We start from the raw sequence: 15,130 nt of genomic DNA, 5'->3' as shown, positions 1-15,130 counted from the left end.
GCCCTTTCGCGACACAAGGCCGCTCCCACAAAAACGCTTGAATCCCCTCAGAGGACCCGTTTGATCAGCGGCTCCAGCCGGCTATAGCGCAGCCGCCGCAGGAACCTGCGCACTTCCTTGGGGTGCTCGGCCTTTAGCCCCAACTCCTCGGCCGAGCCGATCTTCGGCGCATGCCGGCGCAACTCGGCCAGCTCTGCTTCCCTTTGCCCCAGCCATTGCCCTTGTGGGTCATCGATCAGCAGGCCGTTCTCCAGGTCCAGGTTGAAGCCGCGCGGGTTCAGGTTGTTTCCGGTCAGCAGCGAATAACGCTGGTCGACCCACACACCCTTGGCATGAAAAGTATGTCCGGGATCGTTCCAGATCCGTACCTGCAGCTGGCCGCTGGCAATTGCGGCGTGGCGACGTCGGGTGAAGGCGCGCAGGTTGTCTTCGTACAGGTAGGGCAACGCGCCGCTGGCACTGAACGGCTCGCCGGGAGCTATGTAAAAGTCGTTGGCCGTGCGATCACCAACGATCAGCTCCACCCGCACACCACGCGTCAGGGCATGGTCGAGCTCGCGCATCAGCACCCGGGGCGGGTTGAAATACGGCGTGCTGATGATGATCTGCGTACGCGCCGCCGCCAGCAAGGCGCACAGCGCCCTGTTCAGCGGGTTGCCACGCCCCACACCCAACAGCGGGACAACCCGCAGGCCCTGCCCCGCCCCGCTGGTCGGTGCCTCATAGGCCATGCGCCGCAGCCGCGCGCGCAAGCGCCGGATGTCGCCGCGCAGGCTACGGGTGGAGGGTGGCGCCGGCAGATCGAGGCGCGGTGTGGCGGTGTGGTGCAACAGGCGCCGTACCAGACCGACCATTGCGTCGGCCAGTTCTGGAGACTGGAACAGGTGGTAGCGGTCCAGGCGGTAGCGGTCGAAACGGTGCAGGTACACATTGTTCAGGCTCGCGCCGGTGTAGATCACGCAGTCGTCGATGATGCTGCCCTTCAGGTGCAACACGCCGAACAGCTCGCGGGTCTGCACCGGTACGCCATGGATGACGATGTCCAGCCCATGGTGCTGGCGCTGGGCCTGGTACCAGGCGGCATTACCCGGCTGGCGACCGGCGCCCAGCAGGCCGCGCCGGGCACGGAACCAGTCGACCACGATGGTGATCTCAAGCCCCGGCTGCGCGGCCTTGGCCTGGTACAAGGCATCCAGCACTTCCTGGCCGGCCTCGTCTTCCTGCAGGTACAGCGCAACGATGACGATACGCCGGGTTGCGGCGCGGATGCGCTCGAGCAGGCAGGCGCGGTAGGCCTTGGCATCGGGCAGCACCTGGATCGACTCGGCCGACATGGCGTAGCCTGGCAATGCCGCCAGCATGGATTCGGGGTTCACGAACGATCACCTTCTGTGTGCAATCACTGTCGAGCATCAGCTTGCACAGGAAGATTGAAATGGTCCAGCCCCCGGAGAGCATGGGGCTGCTTTGCAGCCCTATCGCGACACAAGGCCGCTCCTACAGGTATCGCGCAAGCCAGAAAGGCTACGCAGGGCCTGTAGGAGCGGCCTTGTGTCGCGATAGGGGCGCAAAGCGCCCCCATTTCTGACGAAGCTATTTCAGGTCAAAGCGATCCAGCTCCATCACCTTCTCCCAGGCCGCCACAAAGTCCCGCACGAACTTGCCGCCGCCATCGCCACTGCCATACACCTCGCTCAACGCCCGCAACTGAGCATGGGAGCCGAACACCAGGTCAACCCGGCTACCGGTCCACTTCAACTGTCCGGTCTTGCGGTCGCGCCCTTCGAAGGTTTCGTTATCCGCCGAGGTCGGTTTCCATTCCACGCCCATGTCCAGCAGGTTGCGGAAGAAGTCGTTGCTCAGGGTACCGACCTTGTCGGTGAACACGCCCTGCTGGCTGCCGCCATGGTTGGCGCCGAGCACACGCAGGCCGCCGATCAGCACGGTCATTTCCGGCGCGGTCAGGGTCAACAGCTGGGCCTTGTCCAGCAGCAGCTTCTCGGCCTTGACGCTGTAGCGGGCCTTGGTGAAGTTGCGGAAACCATCGGCCAGCGGCTCCAGCACGGCGAACGACTCGACGTCGGTTTGCGCCTGGGAGGCATCGGTACGCCCCGGGCGGAACGCCACGCGGACGTCGTGCCCGGCGTCCTTGGCGGCCTTTTCCACTGCCGCAGTGCCGGCCAGAACGATCAGGTCGGCCAGGGAGATCTTCTTGCCACCGGCGTTGAACTCGGCCTGGATCTTCTCGAGCGCCGCCAGCACTTTGCCTGTGCCCTGGTTCGCCGGCCAGTCCTTCTGCGGCGCCAGGCGCAGGCGGCCACCATTGGCCCCGCCACGCTTGTCCGAACCGCGGAAAGTCGATGCCGCCGCCCAGGCTGTGGCCACCAGCTCGCCAACGCTCAGGCCCGCCGCCAGCACCTTGGCCTTGAGCGCGGCAATGTCCTGCTCGCCCACCAGCGGGTGGTCGACTTTTGGCAGCGGGTCTTGCCACAGCAGCTCTTCGTCGGGCATTTCCGGGCCCAGGTAGCGCGCCAATGGGCCCATGTCGCGATGGATCAGCTTGTACCAGGCGCGAGCGAAAGCGTCTGCCAACTGATCAGGGTTGTCCTTGAAGCGGCGGGCAATCGGCTCGTAGACCGGGTCGAAGCGCAGCGCCAGGTCGGAGGTGAGCATGGAAGGCGCGTGGCGTTTGCCCGGGTCATGGGCATCCGGCACGGTGCCTGCCCCCTTGCCCTCCTTCGGCCGCCACTGGTGGGCACCGGCCGGGCTCTTGGTCAGTTCCCAGTCGAAGTTGAACAGGTTGTTGAGGTATTCGTTGCTCCATCGGGTGGGAGTGGAAGTCCAGGTCACTTCCAAGCCACTGGTGATGGTATCGCCCCCCTTGCCGCTGCCGAACTTGTTGGCCCAGCCCAACCCCTGCAGCTCGAGGCCTGCAGCTTCCGGCTCCGGGCCGACGTTGTCGGCAGGGCCTGCACCGTGGGTCTTGCCAAAGGCGTGGCCACCGGCGATCAGGGCCACGGTTTCCTCATCGTTCATGGCCATGCGGCCGAAGGTGTCACGGATGTCCTTGCCCGAGGCCACCGGGTCGGGGGTACCTTCCGGGCCTTCCGGGTTCACGTAGATCAGGCCCATCTGCACGGCGGCCAGGGGGTTTTCCAGGTTGCGCTCGCCCTCCAGGGTACGGCCCTGCTCCTCGGGGTGCTTGGCCGGCTCCGCCACCAGGTCGCCCTTGCCAGGCGGCTGGGCCTTGCCGTAGCGGGTGTCACCGCCCAGCCAGACCTTTTCCGAGCCCCAGTACACATCTTCGTCCGGCTCCCACACATCGGCACGCCCGCCGGAGAAGCCGAAGGTCTTGAAGCCCATGGATTCGAGGGCGACGTTGCCGGTGAGCACGATCAGGTCGGCCCAGGAAATCTTGTTGCCGTACTTCTGCTTGATCGGCCATAGCAGGCGCCGGGCCTTGTCCAGGCTGACGTTGTCCGGCCAGCTGTTGAGCGGGGCGAAGCGCTGCTGGCCGGAGCCTGCACCGCCCCGACCATCGCCGATGCGGTAGGTCCCGGCGCTGTGCCAGGCCATGCGGATGAACAGCGGGCCGTAGTGGCCGAAGTCGGCGGGCCACCAGTCCTGGGAGTCGGTCATCAAGGCGGTCAGGTCTTTCTTCAGGGCCTGGAAGTCGAGGCTCTTGAATGCCTTGGCATAATCGAAATCCGGGTCCATCGGGTCGGACTTGGAGGAATGCTGGTGAAGAATTCTCAGGTTGAGCTGGTCAGGCCACCAGTCACGGTTGGTGGTGCCGCCACCTGCGGTTTGATGGAACGGGCATTTCGATTCGTTCGACATCTGCGGGTACCTTTGGGTCGGTTATCCAGATTTCCGGTCTATGCCAGGTGTTCTTTCAGCCGAGCGCGTGGGCTCGTGCTACCCCTCATCAGGTCTACACGGGGCTTGCGAAGCTGTCACGACGGGATTGCCGCGGTCTTGCACGCAGGTGCTGACACGCCGCCCGCTCGCGGAACTCGCGGGGCCACGGGAAAGACTAGCCGAGCTTGGACAGAGTTCTAATAGAGTGGCTATTGAGGGGTGATAGGTTGGCTCTGTCAGCTTTTCTGTGCCGGCCTCTTCGCGGGTAAACCCGCTCCCACAGGTACTGTACAACCCTCAAGAATTGTACTGGTCCTGTGGGAGCGGGTTTACCCGCGAAGAGGCCGGCACATCCATACAAGGCAACCAAGCTGTCCGTATGCTCCAATACAACGCCAACCCTTCCAATCCGGAACCCGTACCCTCATGAATCGCAACGACCTGCGCCGCGTCGACATGAACCTGCTGGTACTGTTCGAAGCCCTGATGATCGAACGCAACCTGACCCGGGTCGGCGAAAAGCTGTTCATCACCCAGCCCACCGTCAGCGCCGCCCTCGCCCGCCTGCGCGAACTGTTCGACGATCCGCTGCTGATCCGCAACGGCCGGGCCATGGAGCCCACGCCAAGGGCCATGCAGATCTTCACCGAACTGGGGCCGGCCATGGATGTGATTTCCGCCGCCATCAGCCGCGCCCGCGAGTTCGACCCGGTCAACAGCTGCAACGTGTTCCGTCTGGGCCTGTCGGACGATGCCGAGTTCGGCCTGTTCCCGGCCCTGCTGCAGGCCCTACGCGAAGAGGCCCCGAACATCAGCGTGGTGGTGCGCCGGGCCAACTTCCTGCTGATGCCAGGCCTGCTGGCCAGCGGCGAAATCTCGGTGGGCGTGAGTTACACCACCGACCTGCCGGCCACCGCCAAGCGCCGCAAGCTGCGCAACATCGGCGTGCGGGTGCTGCGCGCCGATGACCGCCCGGGCCCGCTGACCCTCGACGAATACTGCGCCCGCCCGCATGTGATGGTGTCGTTCTCTGGCGACATGAGCGGCAATATCGACCTAGACCTGGCGCGCATCGGCCGCTGCCGCAAGGTAGTGCTGGCGGTGCCGCAGTTCGGCAGCCTGCGCGCCCTGCTGCGCAACACCGAGCTGATCGCCACGGTGCCGGACTATGCCGCCTGCGCCCTGGCCGACGACGGCAGCCTGCGCGCCGACCCGGCGCCGTTCGACATCACCGAGGCGGAACTGTCGATGGTGTGGAGCGGCGCCCAGGACAATGACCCGGCCGAGCGCTGGCTGCGTGAACGCATCCTGCAGTTCATGGCCACACAGTGATGCATCGACTTCATCGATAGCTACCATGAATGCCATCAAGTTCCGCTGCGCCAAGCCCGGGCGGAAGATGGCGGCATTCACTGATTGATGAGGCCTCCCATGAAAACCGGCATGATCGCTGCCCTGCTCGCCTTGCTGGCCGCCCTTGGCGGTTGTGCCAGCCCGGCCGCTACCGACGCGCAGCCCTACGGGCACTTCTATTCCGCCACGGCCATTTCCAGTGTCGCCCTGGCCCCCGGCCAACGGGTGGCGGTACTGCTGGGGCGTGACGCCGAAGCAACCCTCGAATACCTCGACAGCCATCGTGCCCAGGCAGCGGCGCCGGCCCAGGGCCCGCGGGGCCCTGCTGCGACCCTGGGCAGCGAGAGCCAGGCGTATGACTGGCTGGCGCGATCACTGGCGCAGCAATTTGCCGAGGTGACTTTCTACGACGATCTGGACACCTTGCTGGGTGACCACCCGGATATGATCGTGTTGCTGGACACCGAAAGCCGTCTGGCTAGTGCAGGTATCGAAAGCCGGGTGGTGGCGCGCTTTTTCGATGACCAGCTGACCTATATCGGCCGCGCTGAAGGGCGGGCCAGCAAGCGCCTGGGCGATGTGGCGCGGGTGGTCGAGGATGAACGTGCCGTGCAGGCGGATGCGCTGCGGGACTTTGACGATTCGTTGCAGGCGTTGTTGAAGGGTCGGGTTTGAGGGCCCTTTCGCGGGTAAACCCGCTCCCACAGCTGCGCTGTACCTGTGGGAGCGGGTTTACCCGCGAAAGGGCCACTACAGGTTGTCACTTACCCCGCTGCATCCACGCCGCCCCCAGCCCACTGAGGCAAATCACCGAGATACCCACCAGGCTCAGGGTATCGGGCACCTGGCTATAGACAACCAACCCAAGCAACCCGGCAAACACGATCTGGCAATAACTGAACGGTGCCAGCAAGGCCGGCGCCGCATGGCGGAAGGCCTGGGTCAGCAGCAGATGCGCAGTCATGCCAAAGCCACCCAGCGCCAGCATCAGCAGCGCATGGTCCCAACGCGGCACCTCCCAGAAGAACGGCACCAGCGCACTCATCGCCAGGGTGTTGCACAACCCCGCATAGAAGTTGCTGGTGGTCGGGCTGTCATGCGCTGCCAGGATGCGCGTCAGCAACTGATAGAAGCAGAAACCCAGCGCCGAACCGAACGGATACAGGATGGCCGGGGTGAACATCGCCCCGCCCGGGTGCACCACCACCAGCACGCCGATGAAGCCCATCACCACCGCCACCCACTGCCCCACCGTCACCCGCTCCTTCAGCAGCGGTGCCGACAGCGCGGTGACCAGCACCGGGGCAAGGAAGTTGACCGCCGTGGCCTCGGCCAGCGGCAGGTACTGCAGCCCGGTGGTGAACAACAGGCTAGTACTCAGCAGGCTCAGGGCACGTAACGTCTGCAACAGCGGGCGGCGGGTGCGCAGCACGTTGAGGCCGGCCTTGGGCAGGAAGATGCCGGCCATGAGCAACGTGTGCACCACATACCGCGCCCACACCACCATGATGATCGGGTACAGGCCACCGAGGAACTTGGACAGGGCATCGTGACTGGCGAACAGGAACGTCGCCACCACCACCAGGGCGATGCCGCGCAGGGGTTGGTTGACTCCGGACAGCGGTGTGCTGGAACTCATGGCACTCTCGATGACGGCGCGGCTGGATGCGGCGCCCGGGGAAGGCCGCGCAGGCGTTGCCTGGCGGATGCAACAGTTCGGATTCTAGAAGAGATGCCGGAGAATAAGGAAGTTCAATTGCCGCTAGCGAGGCCGACTGCAATTTCTGTTCGCTGATCGACCACTTTCCGCCCCGCGCGCATGGCCCGTGCCGTGCTGATCGCCGACCATCGAGTGCGAACCCTGCACACCCTACAAGGAATTTACATGCAAAGGCTCACCACCCGTAACGGCCTGGACCTGCCCGCGATCGGCCTGGGCACCTGGCCGATGACCGGCAGCGAGTGCACCCAGGCCGTGCGCCAGGCGCTTGAAGTGGGTTACCGGCACATCGACACCGCCACTGCCTATGACAACGAAGCTGCCGTCGGCCAGGCCCTGCGCGACAGCGATGTGCCGCGCGAGCAGATTCACCTGACCACCAAGGTATGGTGGGATCGCCTGGCGCCCAAGGCCATGCGCCAGTCGCTGGAGGGCAGCCTGCGCGCGCTGGGTACCGAGCAGGTCGACCTGTTCCACATCCACTGGCCCGGCAAGGACTGGGACCTGGCCCGCAGCATCGAAACCTTGGTGGCCCTGCGTGACGAGGGCAAGGCACGCAGCATCGGCGTGGCCAACTTCCCGCTGGGGCTGCTGCGCCAGGTGGTGGAAACCCTGGGCGCGCCGTTGTCGGCAATCCAGGTGGAATACCACGTGCTGCTCGGCCAGCAACCGCTGCTGGACTATGCCCGCCGCCACGACCTGCTACTCACCGCCTACACCCCGCTGGCCCGGGGGCAGGCTGCGGCGCAGCCGGTGATCCAGGCGATCGCCCGCAAGCACGGCGTACTGCCCAGCCAGGTGGCGCTGAAGTGGTTGCTGGACCAGGACAGCGTGGCGGTGATCCCCAAGGCCGGCAGCCGCGAGAACCAACTGGCCAACCTGGCGGCGTCGGACGTGCAACTGGATGACGAGGACCGCGCGGCGATCGCCGGGTTGCCGAAGGACCAGCGGGTGGTGAGCCCGGCGTTTGCGCCGGACTGGAACAGCTGACCCTTGATCAAGCCTTGAAAGCTTGCACGGCCGATGTGGGAGCGGGTTCACCCGCGAACACCGGCGCAGCCGGTGCCAGCCACCGTGTCGCCTGCTTCGCGGGTGAACCCGCTCCCACAGGTACTGCGCCGGGCAACACTACGCCGGCGTCATGACCTGCTTCAACCGCTCGTTCGCCGGTGCCGGTCGCCCATACAGGTAGCCCTGGAAGTGCGAGCACCCCTCCGCCGCCAACCGGCGCATCTGCTCCTCCGACTCCACCCCCTCGGCCGTGGTCTTGATCATCAGGCTGTTGGACAGGTCGGTAATGGCGCGGATGATCGACATCGCCTCGCGGCTGTCGCACATGTCATGCACGAACGACTTGTCGATCTTGATCCGATCGAACGGGAACGAACGCAGGTAGCCCAGCGAGGAATAGCCGGTGCCGAAATCATCCAGCGAAATGGACACGCCCAGGTCCTTCAGTGCACGCAGGGTACGCACGTTTTCCTCGCTGTTGCCCAGCAGCACCGACTCGGTGACCTCCAGCTCCAGCCGCTGTGGCGGCAGGCCGGAGTCGGCCAGCGCCAGAGCCACGCTGTGCACCAGGTTGGCATTCTTGAACTGCACCGCCGATAGGTTGACCGACACCGTCTGCTCACTGTCCCAGCTGGCCGCCTCCTGGCAGGCCAGGTTCAGCGCCCGGGTGCCAAGTTCATGGATCAGGCCGGTTTCCTCGGCAATGGGGATGAAGTCCATGGGCATGACCATGCCGCGGGTCGGGTGGTCCCAGCGCAGCAACGCCTCATAGCCGGTAACGCTGCTGGTCTGCTGATCGACCACCGGCTGGTAGTGCAAGTGCAACTGGCCCAGGTGCAGCGCGGTGCGCAGGTCGGTTTCCACCAGGCGGCGCTGGCGGGCGGCGACGTCCAGTTCGACGTTGAAGCACTCGTAGCGGTTGCGACCGTTGCGCTTGGCCTCGTACAGCGCCATGTCGGCGTAGCCCAGCAGTTGCTCGGCCTGGTCGCTGTCATCAGGCGCAATGGCGATGCCGATGCTCACCCCTACCGTGAACTGGTGCCCCTCGATCTGGAACGGTGGGCAGATCGCGTTGATCAGGCGCTGCGCAGTGTTGCATGCGGCGTCCCGGCCTTCGAGGCCGGTCAGCACCACGGCAAACTCGTCACCGCCCAGGCGGGCCAAGGTGTCGTGTTCGCGCAGCTCGCGGCGCAGGCGCTTGCCCAGCGCGCGCAGCAGCTTGTCGCCAAAGGCGTGGCCCAGCGAATCGTTGATGTTCTTGAAGTTGTCCAGGTCCAGGCACAGGGCGGCGGTCAGCTTGGCGTGCTCGCTGTCACGCACCAGCGCCTGGCGCAGGCGTTCGTTGAACAGGGTGCGGTTGGGCAGCCCGGTCAGCGCATCGTGGTGCGCCATGTGGTGGATCTGCGCGTGGGCGGCCAGCTCTTCGGTGGCGTCTTCGGCAACGAACAGCACGTAGTCGGCCTGGCCTTCACGGTTCTGGCTAAGCAAGGCGCGGCTGCGCAGGGTGCGTGGGCCACAGGCCGTGTCGACCCGGGTTTCGGCGGCATGGCCCTTGGTGCTGCGGGCACCACGGGCCAGTTGCTGCTCCAGGTAACCGGCAACGCCCGGCCCCAGGCATTCGCCGGGCAACTGCCCGATCATGCTGCGCTGCGGCCCGCCGAACAGGCGTTCGGCCTGCTGGTTGGCCAGCAGGATGCGCTGGCTTTCCAGGTCCTGGACAATGACGCTGGCGGGGATGTTGGCAATCACCGAATCAAGGAACTGCGACAGCTTGGCCATTTCCTGGCTGTACTGCTCGGCCAGTTCCTTGGCCTGCAACAGTTCCCGCTCTTGCCGGTGGTGCTCGGAAATGTCGCGGGTGACCTTGGCGAACCCCACCAGTTGCCCGGCATCGTCGTGCACCGCGTCGATCACCACATGGGCATGGAAGGTCGTACCGTCCTTGCGCCGCCGCGAACCGACCTCTTCGAAGCGCCCGGTGCTGCGCGCCTGCTCCAGGTTGAGCGCGGGCAGCCCTGCGGCGCGCTCGGCATCGGTGTAGAACAGCGAGTAGTGCTGGCCGACGATTTCCTCGGCCAGGTAGCCCTTGGCGCGCTGGGCGCCGGGGTTCCAGTTGGCGACGATACCTTCGGGGGTGAGCAGGTAGAAGGCATAGTCCACCACACTCTGGATCAACAGCCGGTACATGATGTCGGGGCTTGCGACTAGCGACATGATCTTTACCTGGGCCTTCGAAAGGCATGAAAAGGATTGGTGGCATTATGCCTTCGAAGACAATTTTGTGAAGTAGTTCACAAAAAGCCACGATCCCTTCAATTTGCGAGCGAAGGCTGGCAACCCTCAATGGCGGGCGCCCGTCACCAGGAAATTGAGCAAGCCCGGTTCGTCATCCAGGGCTATGGCCTGCGCCGGGCGCGACAGCGCGGCCAACACGCCATTGCAGAAGGCCACAGCAGGCGTGTCCTGGGCGTAACAGCGCATCAGCCAGTCGCCCTCGCCGCCCAGCAGTTGCAACGCCACCGCCCGGCCGATGCCCTGTCGGCGGTACTTTTTCAGGATGAACAGATCGGCCAGTTCGAAGGCGTCGATGCCTGGCAACTCGCTGCGTTCGACCAGCACGAAACCAGCGATGAAGCCGTCTGCCAGCACCAGGTACGCGCCCCAGCCATCGGCCTGCCAGTAACGTTGCAGGTGCTCGTCATGGATATAGAAGCGGCCGTCCACTTCGACGTCTTCCTGCTCCCAGTCCGAGGACTCGTAGGCGTAGAACTGGTAGAGGTTGCGAATCAGCGAGGCCTGGTCGGCAGTGGTTGCCAGCAGTTCGATGGGCAGCATGGTGCGGGGGCTCGGGTAAAAAGGCGGATTCTAGATCAAACGCCCCTGGCAGCAAAAAGCCCAGGCCCTCCCCGCACGGAAAGGCCCAGGCAAAACAAACACGACATATCACTCATTGATTGGCAAGGCCCCTGTGGGAGCCTCGGCGTCTGGACAGGTGCGACTCAGCGGTCGTCGCTGTGAATCGACGAGGGGTGCCGACAAAGGCCGTCGACCTCGATGTCCATGTACGGGAACAGCGGCAGCTGCATCAGCGTATCGTGCAGCGCCTCGACGCTGGGTACATCGAACACGCTGTAGTTGGCGTAGTGCCCGGCAATGCGCCACAGGTGGCGCCAGGTGCCTTCGCGCTGCAGGCGCTGGGCCAGTTCCTTTTCGTCGGCCTTGAGCCGGGCGGCCTTGGCCGGGTCCATGTCGACCGGGAGTTTCACGGTCATCTTCACGTGGAACAGCATGCGGGTTTCTCCTTTCTCTGATTTGCCGCGAACTCTGTGGGAGCGGGTTTACCCGCGAACACGGGCGAAGCCCGTGCCATCCACCGTGTCGCCTGCTTCGCGGCTGAAGCCGCTCCCACAGGGGTTGTTTGTTCTTTCAGCCAGCGTGACTCAGCGGCGGGCGAAGCGCGCCAGGCGCTGTTCATCCAGGGTCAGGCCAAGGCCTGGGGTACGTGGAATGTGCAGCTGGAAGTCGCGGTACTGCGGCGGCTCGTTGACGATTTCTTCGGTCAGCAGCAGCGGCCCGAACAGCTCGGTGCCCCAGGTGAGCTGGCGCAGGGTCAGGAAGGCATGAGCCGAAGCCAGGGTGCCGATCGAGCCTTCGAGCATGGTCCCGCCATACAGGGCGATGCCGGCAGCCTCGGCGATTTGCGCGGTGCGCAATACAGCGCGCGGGCCGCCGTTCTTGGCTATTTTCAGGGCGAAGATGCTGGCCGCGCCGTCGGCGGCCAGGCTGAAGGCGTCCTCGACGCTTTCGATCGACTCGTCGGCCATGATCGGCGCCGGGCTGCGCTGGTTCAGGCGCACCTGGCCGCTGCGGTTGATGCGCGAAATCGGTTGCTCGATCAGGTCGATGCCGTTGTCGCCAAGCACCTGGCAGGCATGGATGGCCTGGGACTCGTCCCAGTACTGGTTGACGTCCACCCGCACGCTGGCCCTGTCGCCCAGCTCGCGCTTGATCGCCACCACATGCTTGAGGTCCTGGGCCAACGGGTTGGCGCCGATCTTCAGCTTGAACACCCGATGCCGGCGAATCTCCAGCATGTGCAGGGCTTCGGCGATGTCACGGGCGGTGTCGCCGCTGGCCAGGGTCCAGGCCACTTCCAGGCTGTCGCGCACGCGGCCACCCAGCAGTTCGCTGACTGGCAGGCCAAGGCGCTTGCCCTGGGCATCGAGCAAGGCGCTCTCGATACCCGACTTGGCAAAGGTGTTGCCCTTGGCCAGCTTGTCCAGCTTGAGCATGGCGGCGTTGATGTTATCTGCCGGCAGGCCGATCAAGGCCGGCGCCAGGTGCGCATCGATGTTCGCCTTGATGCCCTCGGGGCTTTCGTAGCCATAGGCCAGGCCGCCGATGGTGGTGGCCTCGCCGATGCCTTCCACGCCATCGCTGCAGCGAACGCGCAATACCACCAGGGTCTGCTGCTGCATGGTGTGCATCGCCAGCTTGTGCGGGCGAATGGTCGGCAGGTCGACGATAATTGCCTCGATACGTTCAATCAGCGCGCTTGTCATTGTTGCCAGGTCCCGTTGTTTCGGGCTGCCAGCCGCAGGCCCGAGTGGTGCATTTACTTGCTTGTTCAAGGATTGCGCGAGACCCTGATAGCCGTCCAATATCGAATGAATCTCCCACCATACCCCGGAGGTCTGATGGAGCTGCGCCACCTGCGTTACTTCAAGGTCCTGGCCGAAACCCTGAACTTCACTCGCGCCGCCGAGCTGCTGCACATTGCCCAGCCACCGCTGAGCCGGCAGATCAGCCAGCTAGAGGACCAGCTCGGTACCTTGCTGGTGGTGCGCGAGCGCCCGCTGCGGCTGACCGAGGCGGGTCGCTTCTTCTATGAGCAGAGCTGCACGGTGCTGCAGCAGCTGGAGAACATCAGCGACAACACCCGTCGTATCGGCCAGGGCCAGCGCCAGTGGTTAGGGATCGGCTTTGCCCCCTCGACCCTGTACAAGGTGCTGCCGGAGCTGATCCGTGAGCTGCGCGAGGACAGCGAGCTGGAACTGGGCCTGAACGAAATGACCACGCTGCAGCAGGTGGAAGCACTGAAAAGCGGGCGCATCGACATCGCCTTCGGGCGCATTCGCATCGATGACCCGGCCATTCACCAGCAAGTGTTGTGCGAGGACCCGCTGGTGGCCGTACTGCCCAAGGGCCACCCGCTGGCGGGCAGCCCGCTTACACTTGCCCAGCTGGCTGGCGAGGCGTTCATCCTCTACCCGGCCAACCCGAGGCCCAGCTATGCCGACCATGTGCTGGCGCTGTTCGCCCACCACGGCATGAGCATCCGCGTCAGCCAATGGGCCAACGAACTGCAGACCGCCATCGGCCTGGTAGCCGTTGGCGTGGGCGTGACCCTGGTGCCGGCGTCGGTGCAGCAGCAGCACCGCACGGATATCGAATATGCCGGCCTGCTCGACAGCGGCGCCGTCAGCCCGATCATCCTCAGCCGGCGCAAGGGCGACGTGAGCCCGATCGTGCAGCGCTGCCTGGCATTGATTGCACAACAGGCCGAATGCAGGTGTGCTCCGGCAGGATCAACGGACTGGCTGAATACCTGACCCTGTGGGAGCGGGTTCACCCGCGAACACGGGCGAAGCCCGTGCCATGCACCGAGTTGCATTCTTCGCGGGTAAACCCGCTCCCACAAGGTCCGCGTCTGTCTGTAGGAGCACTCCGTGTCACCCCCCCGGTAATCATCAACCGACAGGAAAACCCAGCATGATTCACGGCAAGACACTGCAAGCATGGTGCAGCTCCCACCCCCTGATCAAAGACCTGGTGGCCCTGCGCGAAACCCGTTGGTTCAACCCGCACATTGCCCCTGCCGCCCAGGCCCTGGCCGATGTCGGCCTGAGTGCCGCCGACGTCAGTGCCGCCAGTGCGCGGCTGGCACGCTTTGCCCCGTACCTGGCCAAGGTGTTCCCGGACACCGCCACCAGCGGCGGCATCATCGAGTCGCCACTGCGCCCGCTGCCCACCCTGCACGACACCTTGCTGCAGGCGGCAGCCCTGCCAGCCAGCGGTTCACTCTGGCTCAAGGCCGACAGCGAGCTGCCGATCTCCGGTTCGATCAAGGCCCGTGGCGGTATTCATGAAGTGCTCAAGCATGCAGAAGACCTGGCCCTGGCGGCAGGCCTGATCAGCCTCGACAGCGATTACCAGGTACTGGCCAGCGACCAGGCCCGGCAGTTCTTCAGCAAGTACAAGGTTGCAGTCGGCTCGACCGGCAACCTCGGCCTGTCGATCGGTATCATGAGCGCCAGGCTGGGTTTCCAGGCCACCGTGCACATGTCGGCCGATGCCCGACAGTGGAAGAAGGACAAACTGCGCGCCCATGGCGTGAACGTGGTCGAGTACGAAAGCGACTACAGCGTGGCGGTGGAGCAAGGGCGCCAGCAGGCGGCTGCGGACCCGAGCTGCTACTTCGTCGACGACGAAAACTCGCCACACCTGTTCCTCGGCTATGCCGTCGCGGCCGAGCGGCTGGCTGCCCAGTTCGAGGCCGCGGGAATCAAGGTGGATGCCGAACACCCCTTGTTCGTCTACCTGCCCTGCGGGGTCGGCGGCGGCCCGGGTGGCGTGGCGTTCGGCCTGAAGCTGATCTGGGGCGACCATGTGCACTGCATCTTCGCCGAGCCCACCCACTCGCCATGCATGTTCCTGGGGGTGTACAGCGGTTTGCATGACGCCACCAGCGTGCAGGATTTTGGCATCGACAACCTGACCGCCGCCGACGGCCTGGCGGTAGGCCGCCCTTCCGGTTTTGTCGGCAAGGCGATGCAGCGTTTGCTCGATGGTTATTACACGGTCAGCGACGAGACGCTGTACCGGCTGTTGGTGCTGGCCCATGACCAGGAGAACGCGCGGCTGGAGCCTTCGGCGCTGGCGGGGATGCCGGGCATGGTGAAGGTGCTTGAATCGCCCGGGTACCTGGCGCGCATGGGCCTGTCGGCTGGGCGCATGGAGCGGGCCACGCATCTGGTGTGGGGGACTGGAGGCAGCATGGTGCCGGAGGCAGAGTTTGCGGCCTATCTGGCTAAAGGGCGGGGCTGAAATAAATATTGGGGGGCAGCGCTGTACCTGTGGGAGCGGGTTCACCCGCGAACACGGGCGAAGCCCGTGCCAGCCACC

12 protein-coding genes are annotated in these 15,130 nt (G+C 65.0%); 5 read left to right on the top strand and 7 right to left on the bottom strand.

What is annotated here, in order from left to right:
• Positions 1 to 47: 47 nt before the first annotated feature.
• Together pssA and katG are read right to left on the bottom strand one after the other, a co-directional pair.
• Positions 48 to 1,376, bottom strand: coding sequence for a CDP-diacylglycerol--serine O-phosphatidyltransferase (pssA, locus tag J5M58_RS23915; protein WP_207879849.1), 1,329 nt, complete (start codon positions 1,374 to 1,376; stop codon positions 48 to 50).
• A gap of 217 nt (positions 1,377 to 1,593) precedes the next feature.
• Positions 1,594 to 3,840: a catalase/peroxidase HPI gene (gene katG, locus J5M58_RS23910; RefSeq protein ID WP_112252668.1), complete on the bottom strand. Its 2,247-nt coding sequence runs from the start codon at positions 3,838 to 3,840 to the stop codon at positions 1,594 to 1,596.
• A 447-nt stretch (positions 3,841 to 4,287) separates the two neighbouring features.
• On the opposite strand from katG, the gene J5M58_RS23905 reads away from it, so the two are divergent.
• Positions 4,288 to 5,193 carry a LysR family transcriptional regulator gene (locus J5M58_RS23905; RefSeq protein ID WP_207879847.1) on the top strand — a complete coding sequence of 302 codons (906 nt, stop codon included), beginning with the start codon at positions 4,288 to 4,290 and terminating at the stop codon, positions 5,191 to 5,193.
• Positions 5,194 to 5,292: 99 nt separating this feature from the next.
• Positions 5,293 to 5,889 (top strand): hypothetical protein, encoded by a 597-nt coding sequence (locus J5M58_RS23900; protein WP_207879845.1) that lies wholly within the window; start codon positions 5,293 to 5,295, stop codon positions 5,887 to 5,889.
• 85 nt (positions 5,890 to 5,974) lie between these two features.
• On the opposite strand, the gene J5M58_RS23895 is transcribed toward J5M58_RS23900, so the two are convergent.
• A complete protein-coding gene (locus J5M58_RS23895; protein ID WP_112252671.1) occupies positions 5,975 to 6,853 on the bottom strand; it encodes a DMT family transporter in 879 nt (292 codons plus the stop codon).
• Between the two features lie 246 nt (positions 6,854 to 7,099).
• Here J5M58_RS23895 and J5M58_RS23890 point away from each other — a divergent pair, with 246 nt between their 5' ends.
• Positions 7,100 to 7,924 carry an aldo/keto reductase gene (locus J5M58_RS23890; RefSeq protein ID WP_207879843.1) on the top strand — a complete coding sequence of 275 codons (825 nt, stop codon included), beginning with the start codon at positions 7,100 to 7,102 and terminating at the stop codon, positions 7,922 to 7,924.
• A 138-nt stretch (positions 7,925 to 8,062) separates the two neighbouring features.
• Here the strand turns inward: J5M58_RS23890 and J5M58_RS23885 are convergent, their stop codons facing one another.
• From J5M58_RS23885 to J5M58_RS23870, 4 genes are all read right to left on the bottom strand, one after another.
• Positions 8,063 to 10,159: a bifunctional diguanylate cyclase/phosphodiesterase gene (locus J5M58_RS23885; protein ID WP_207879841.1), complete on the bottom strand. Its 2,097-nt coding sequence runs from the start codon at positions 10,157 to 10,159 to the stop codon at positions 8,063 to 8,065.
• Positions 10,160 to 10,285: 126 nt separating this feature from the next.
• On the bottom strand, positions 10,286 to 10,780 hold the full coding sequence (locus J5M58_RS23880; RefSeq protein WP_207879839.1) for a GNAT family N-acetyltransferase: 495 nt from the start codon (positions 10,778 to 10,780) through the stop codon (positions 10,286 to 10,288).
• 164 nt (positions 10,781 to 10,944) lie between these two features.
• Positions 10,945 to 11,235, bottom strand: a complete 291-nt coding sequence (gene catC / locus J5M58_RS23875; protein ID WP_013973066.1) for a muconolactone Delta-isomerase — start codon at positions 11,233 to 11,235, stop codon at positions 10,945 to 10,947.
• Positions 11,236 to 11,385: 150 nt separating this feature from the next.
• Positions 11,386 to 12,507, bottom strand: coding sequence for a muconate cycloisomerase family protein (locus tag J5M58_RS23870; protein WP_207879837.1), 1,122 nt, complete (start codon positions 12,505 to 12,507; stop codon positions 11,386 to 11,388).
• A 135-nt stretch (positions 12,508 to 12,642) separates the two neighbouring features.
• On the opposite strand from J5M58_RS23870, the gene catR reads away from it, so the two are divergent.
• Together catR and dsdA are read left to right on the top strand one after the other, a co-directional pair.
• On the top strand, positions 12,643 to 13,557 hold the full coding sequence (gene catR / locus J5M58_RS23865) for an HTH-type transcriptional regulator CatR (protein ID WP_207879835.1): 915 nt from the start codon (positions 12,643 to 12,645) through the stop codon (positions 13,555 to 13,557).
• Between the two features lie 160 nt (positions 13,558 to 13,717).
• Positions 13,718 to 15,052, top strand: a complete 1,335-nt coding sequence (dsdA, locus tag J5M58_RS23860; RefSeq protein ID WP_207879833.1) for a D-serine ammonia-lyase — start codon at positions 13,718 to 13,720, stop codon at positions 15,050 to 15,052.
• Positions 15,053 to 15,130 lie beyond the last annotated feature (78 nt).

It is taken from the genome of Pseudomonas sp. 32_A, from assembly GCF_017490905.1.
In the GTDB taxonomy this organism is placed as follows: Bacteria; Pseudomonadota; Gammaproteobacteria; order Pseudomonadales; family Pseudomonadaceae; genus Aquipseudomonas; species Aquipseudomonas inefficax.
This window is presented reverse-complemented; position numbering and strand designations above follow the sequence as displayed.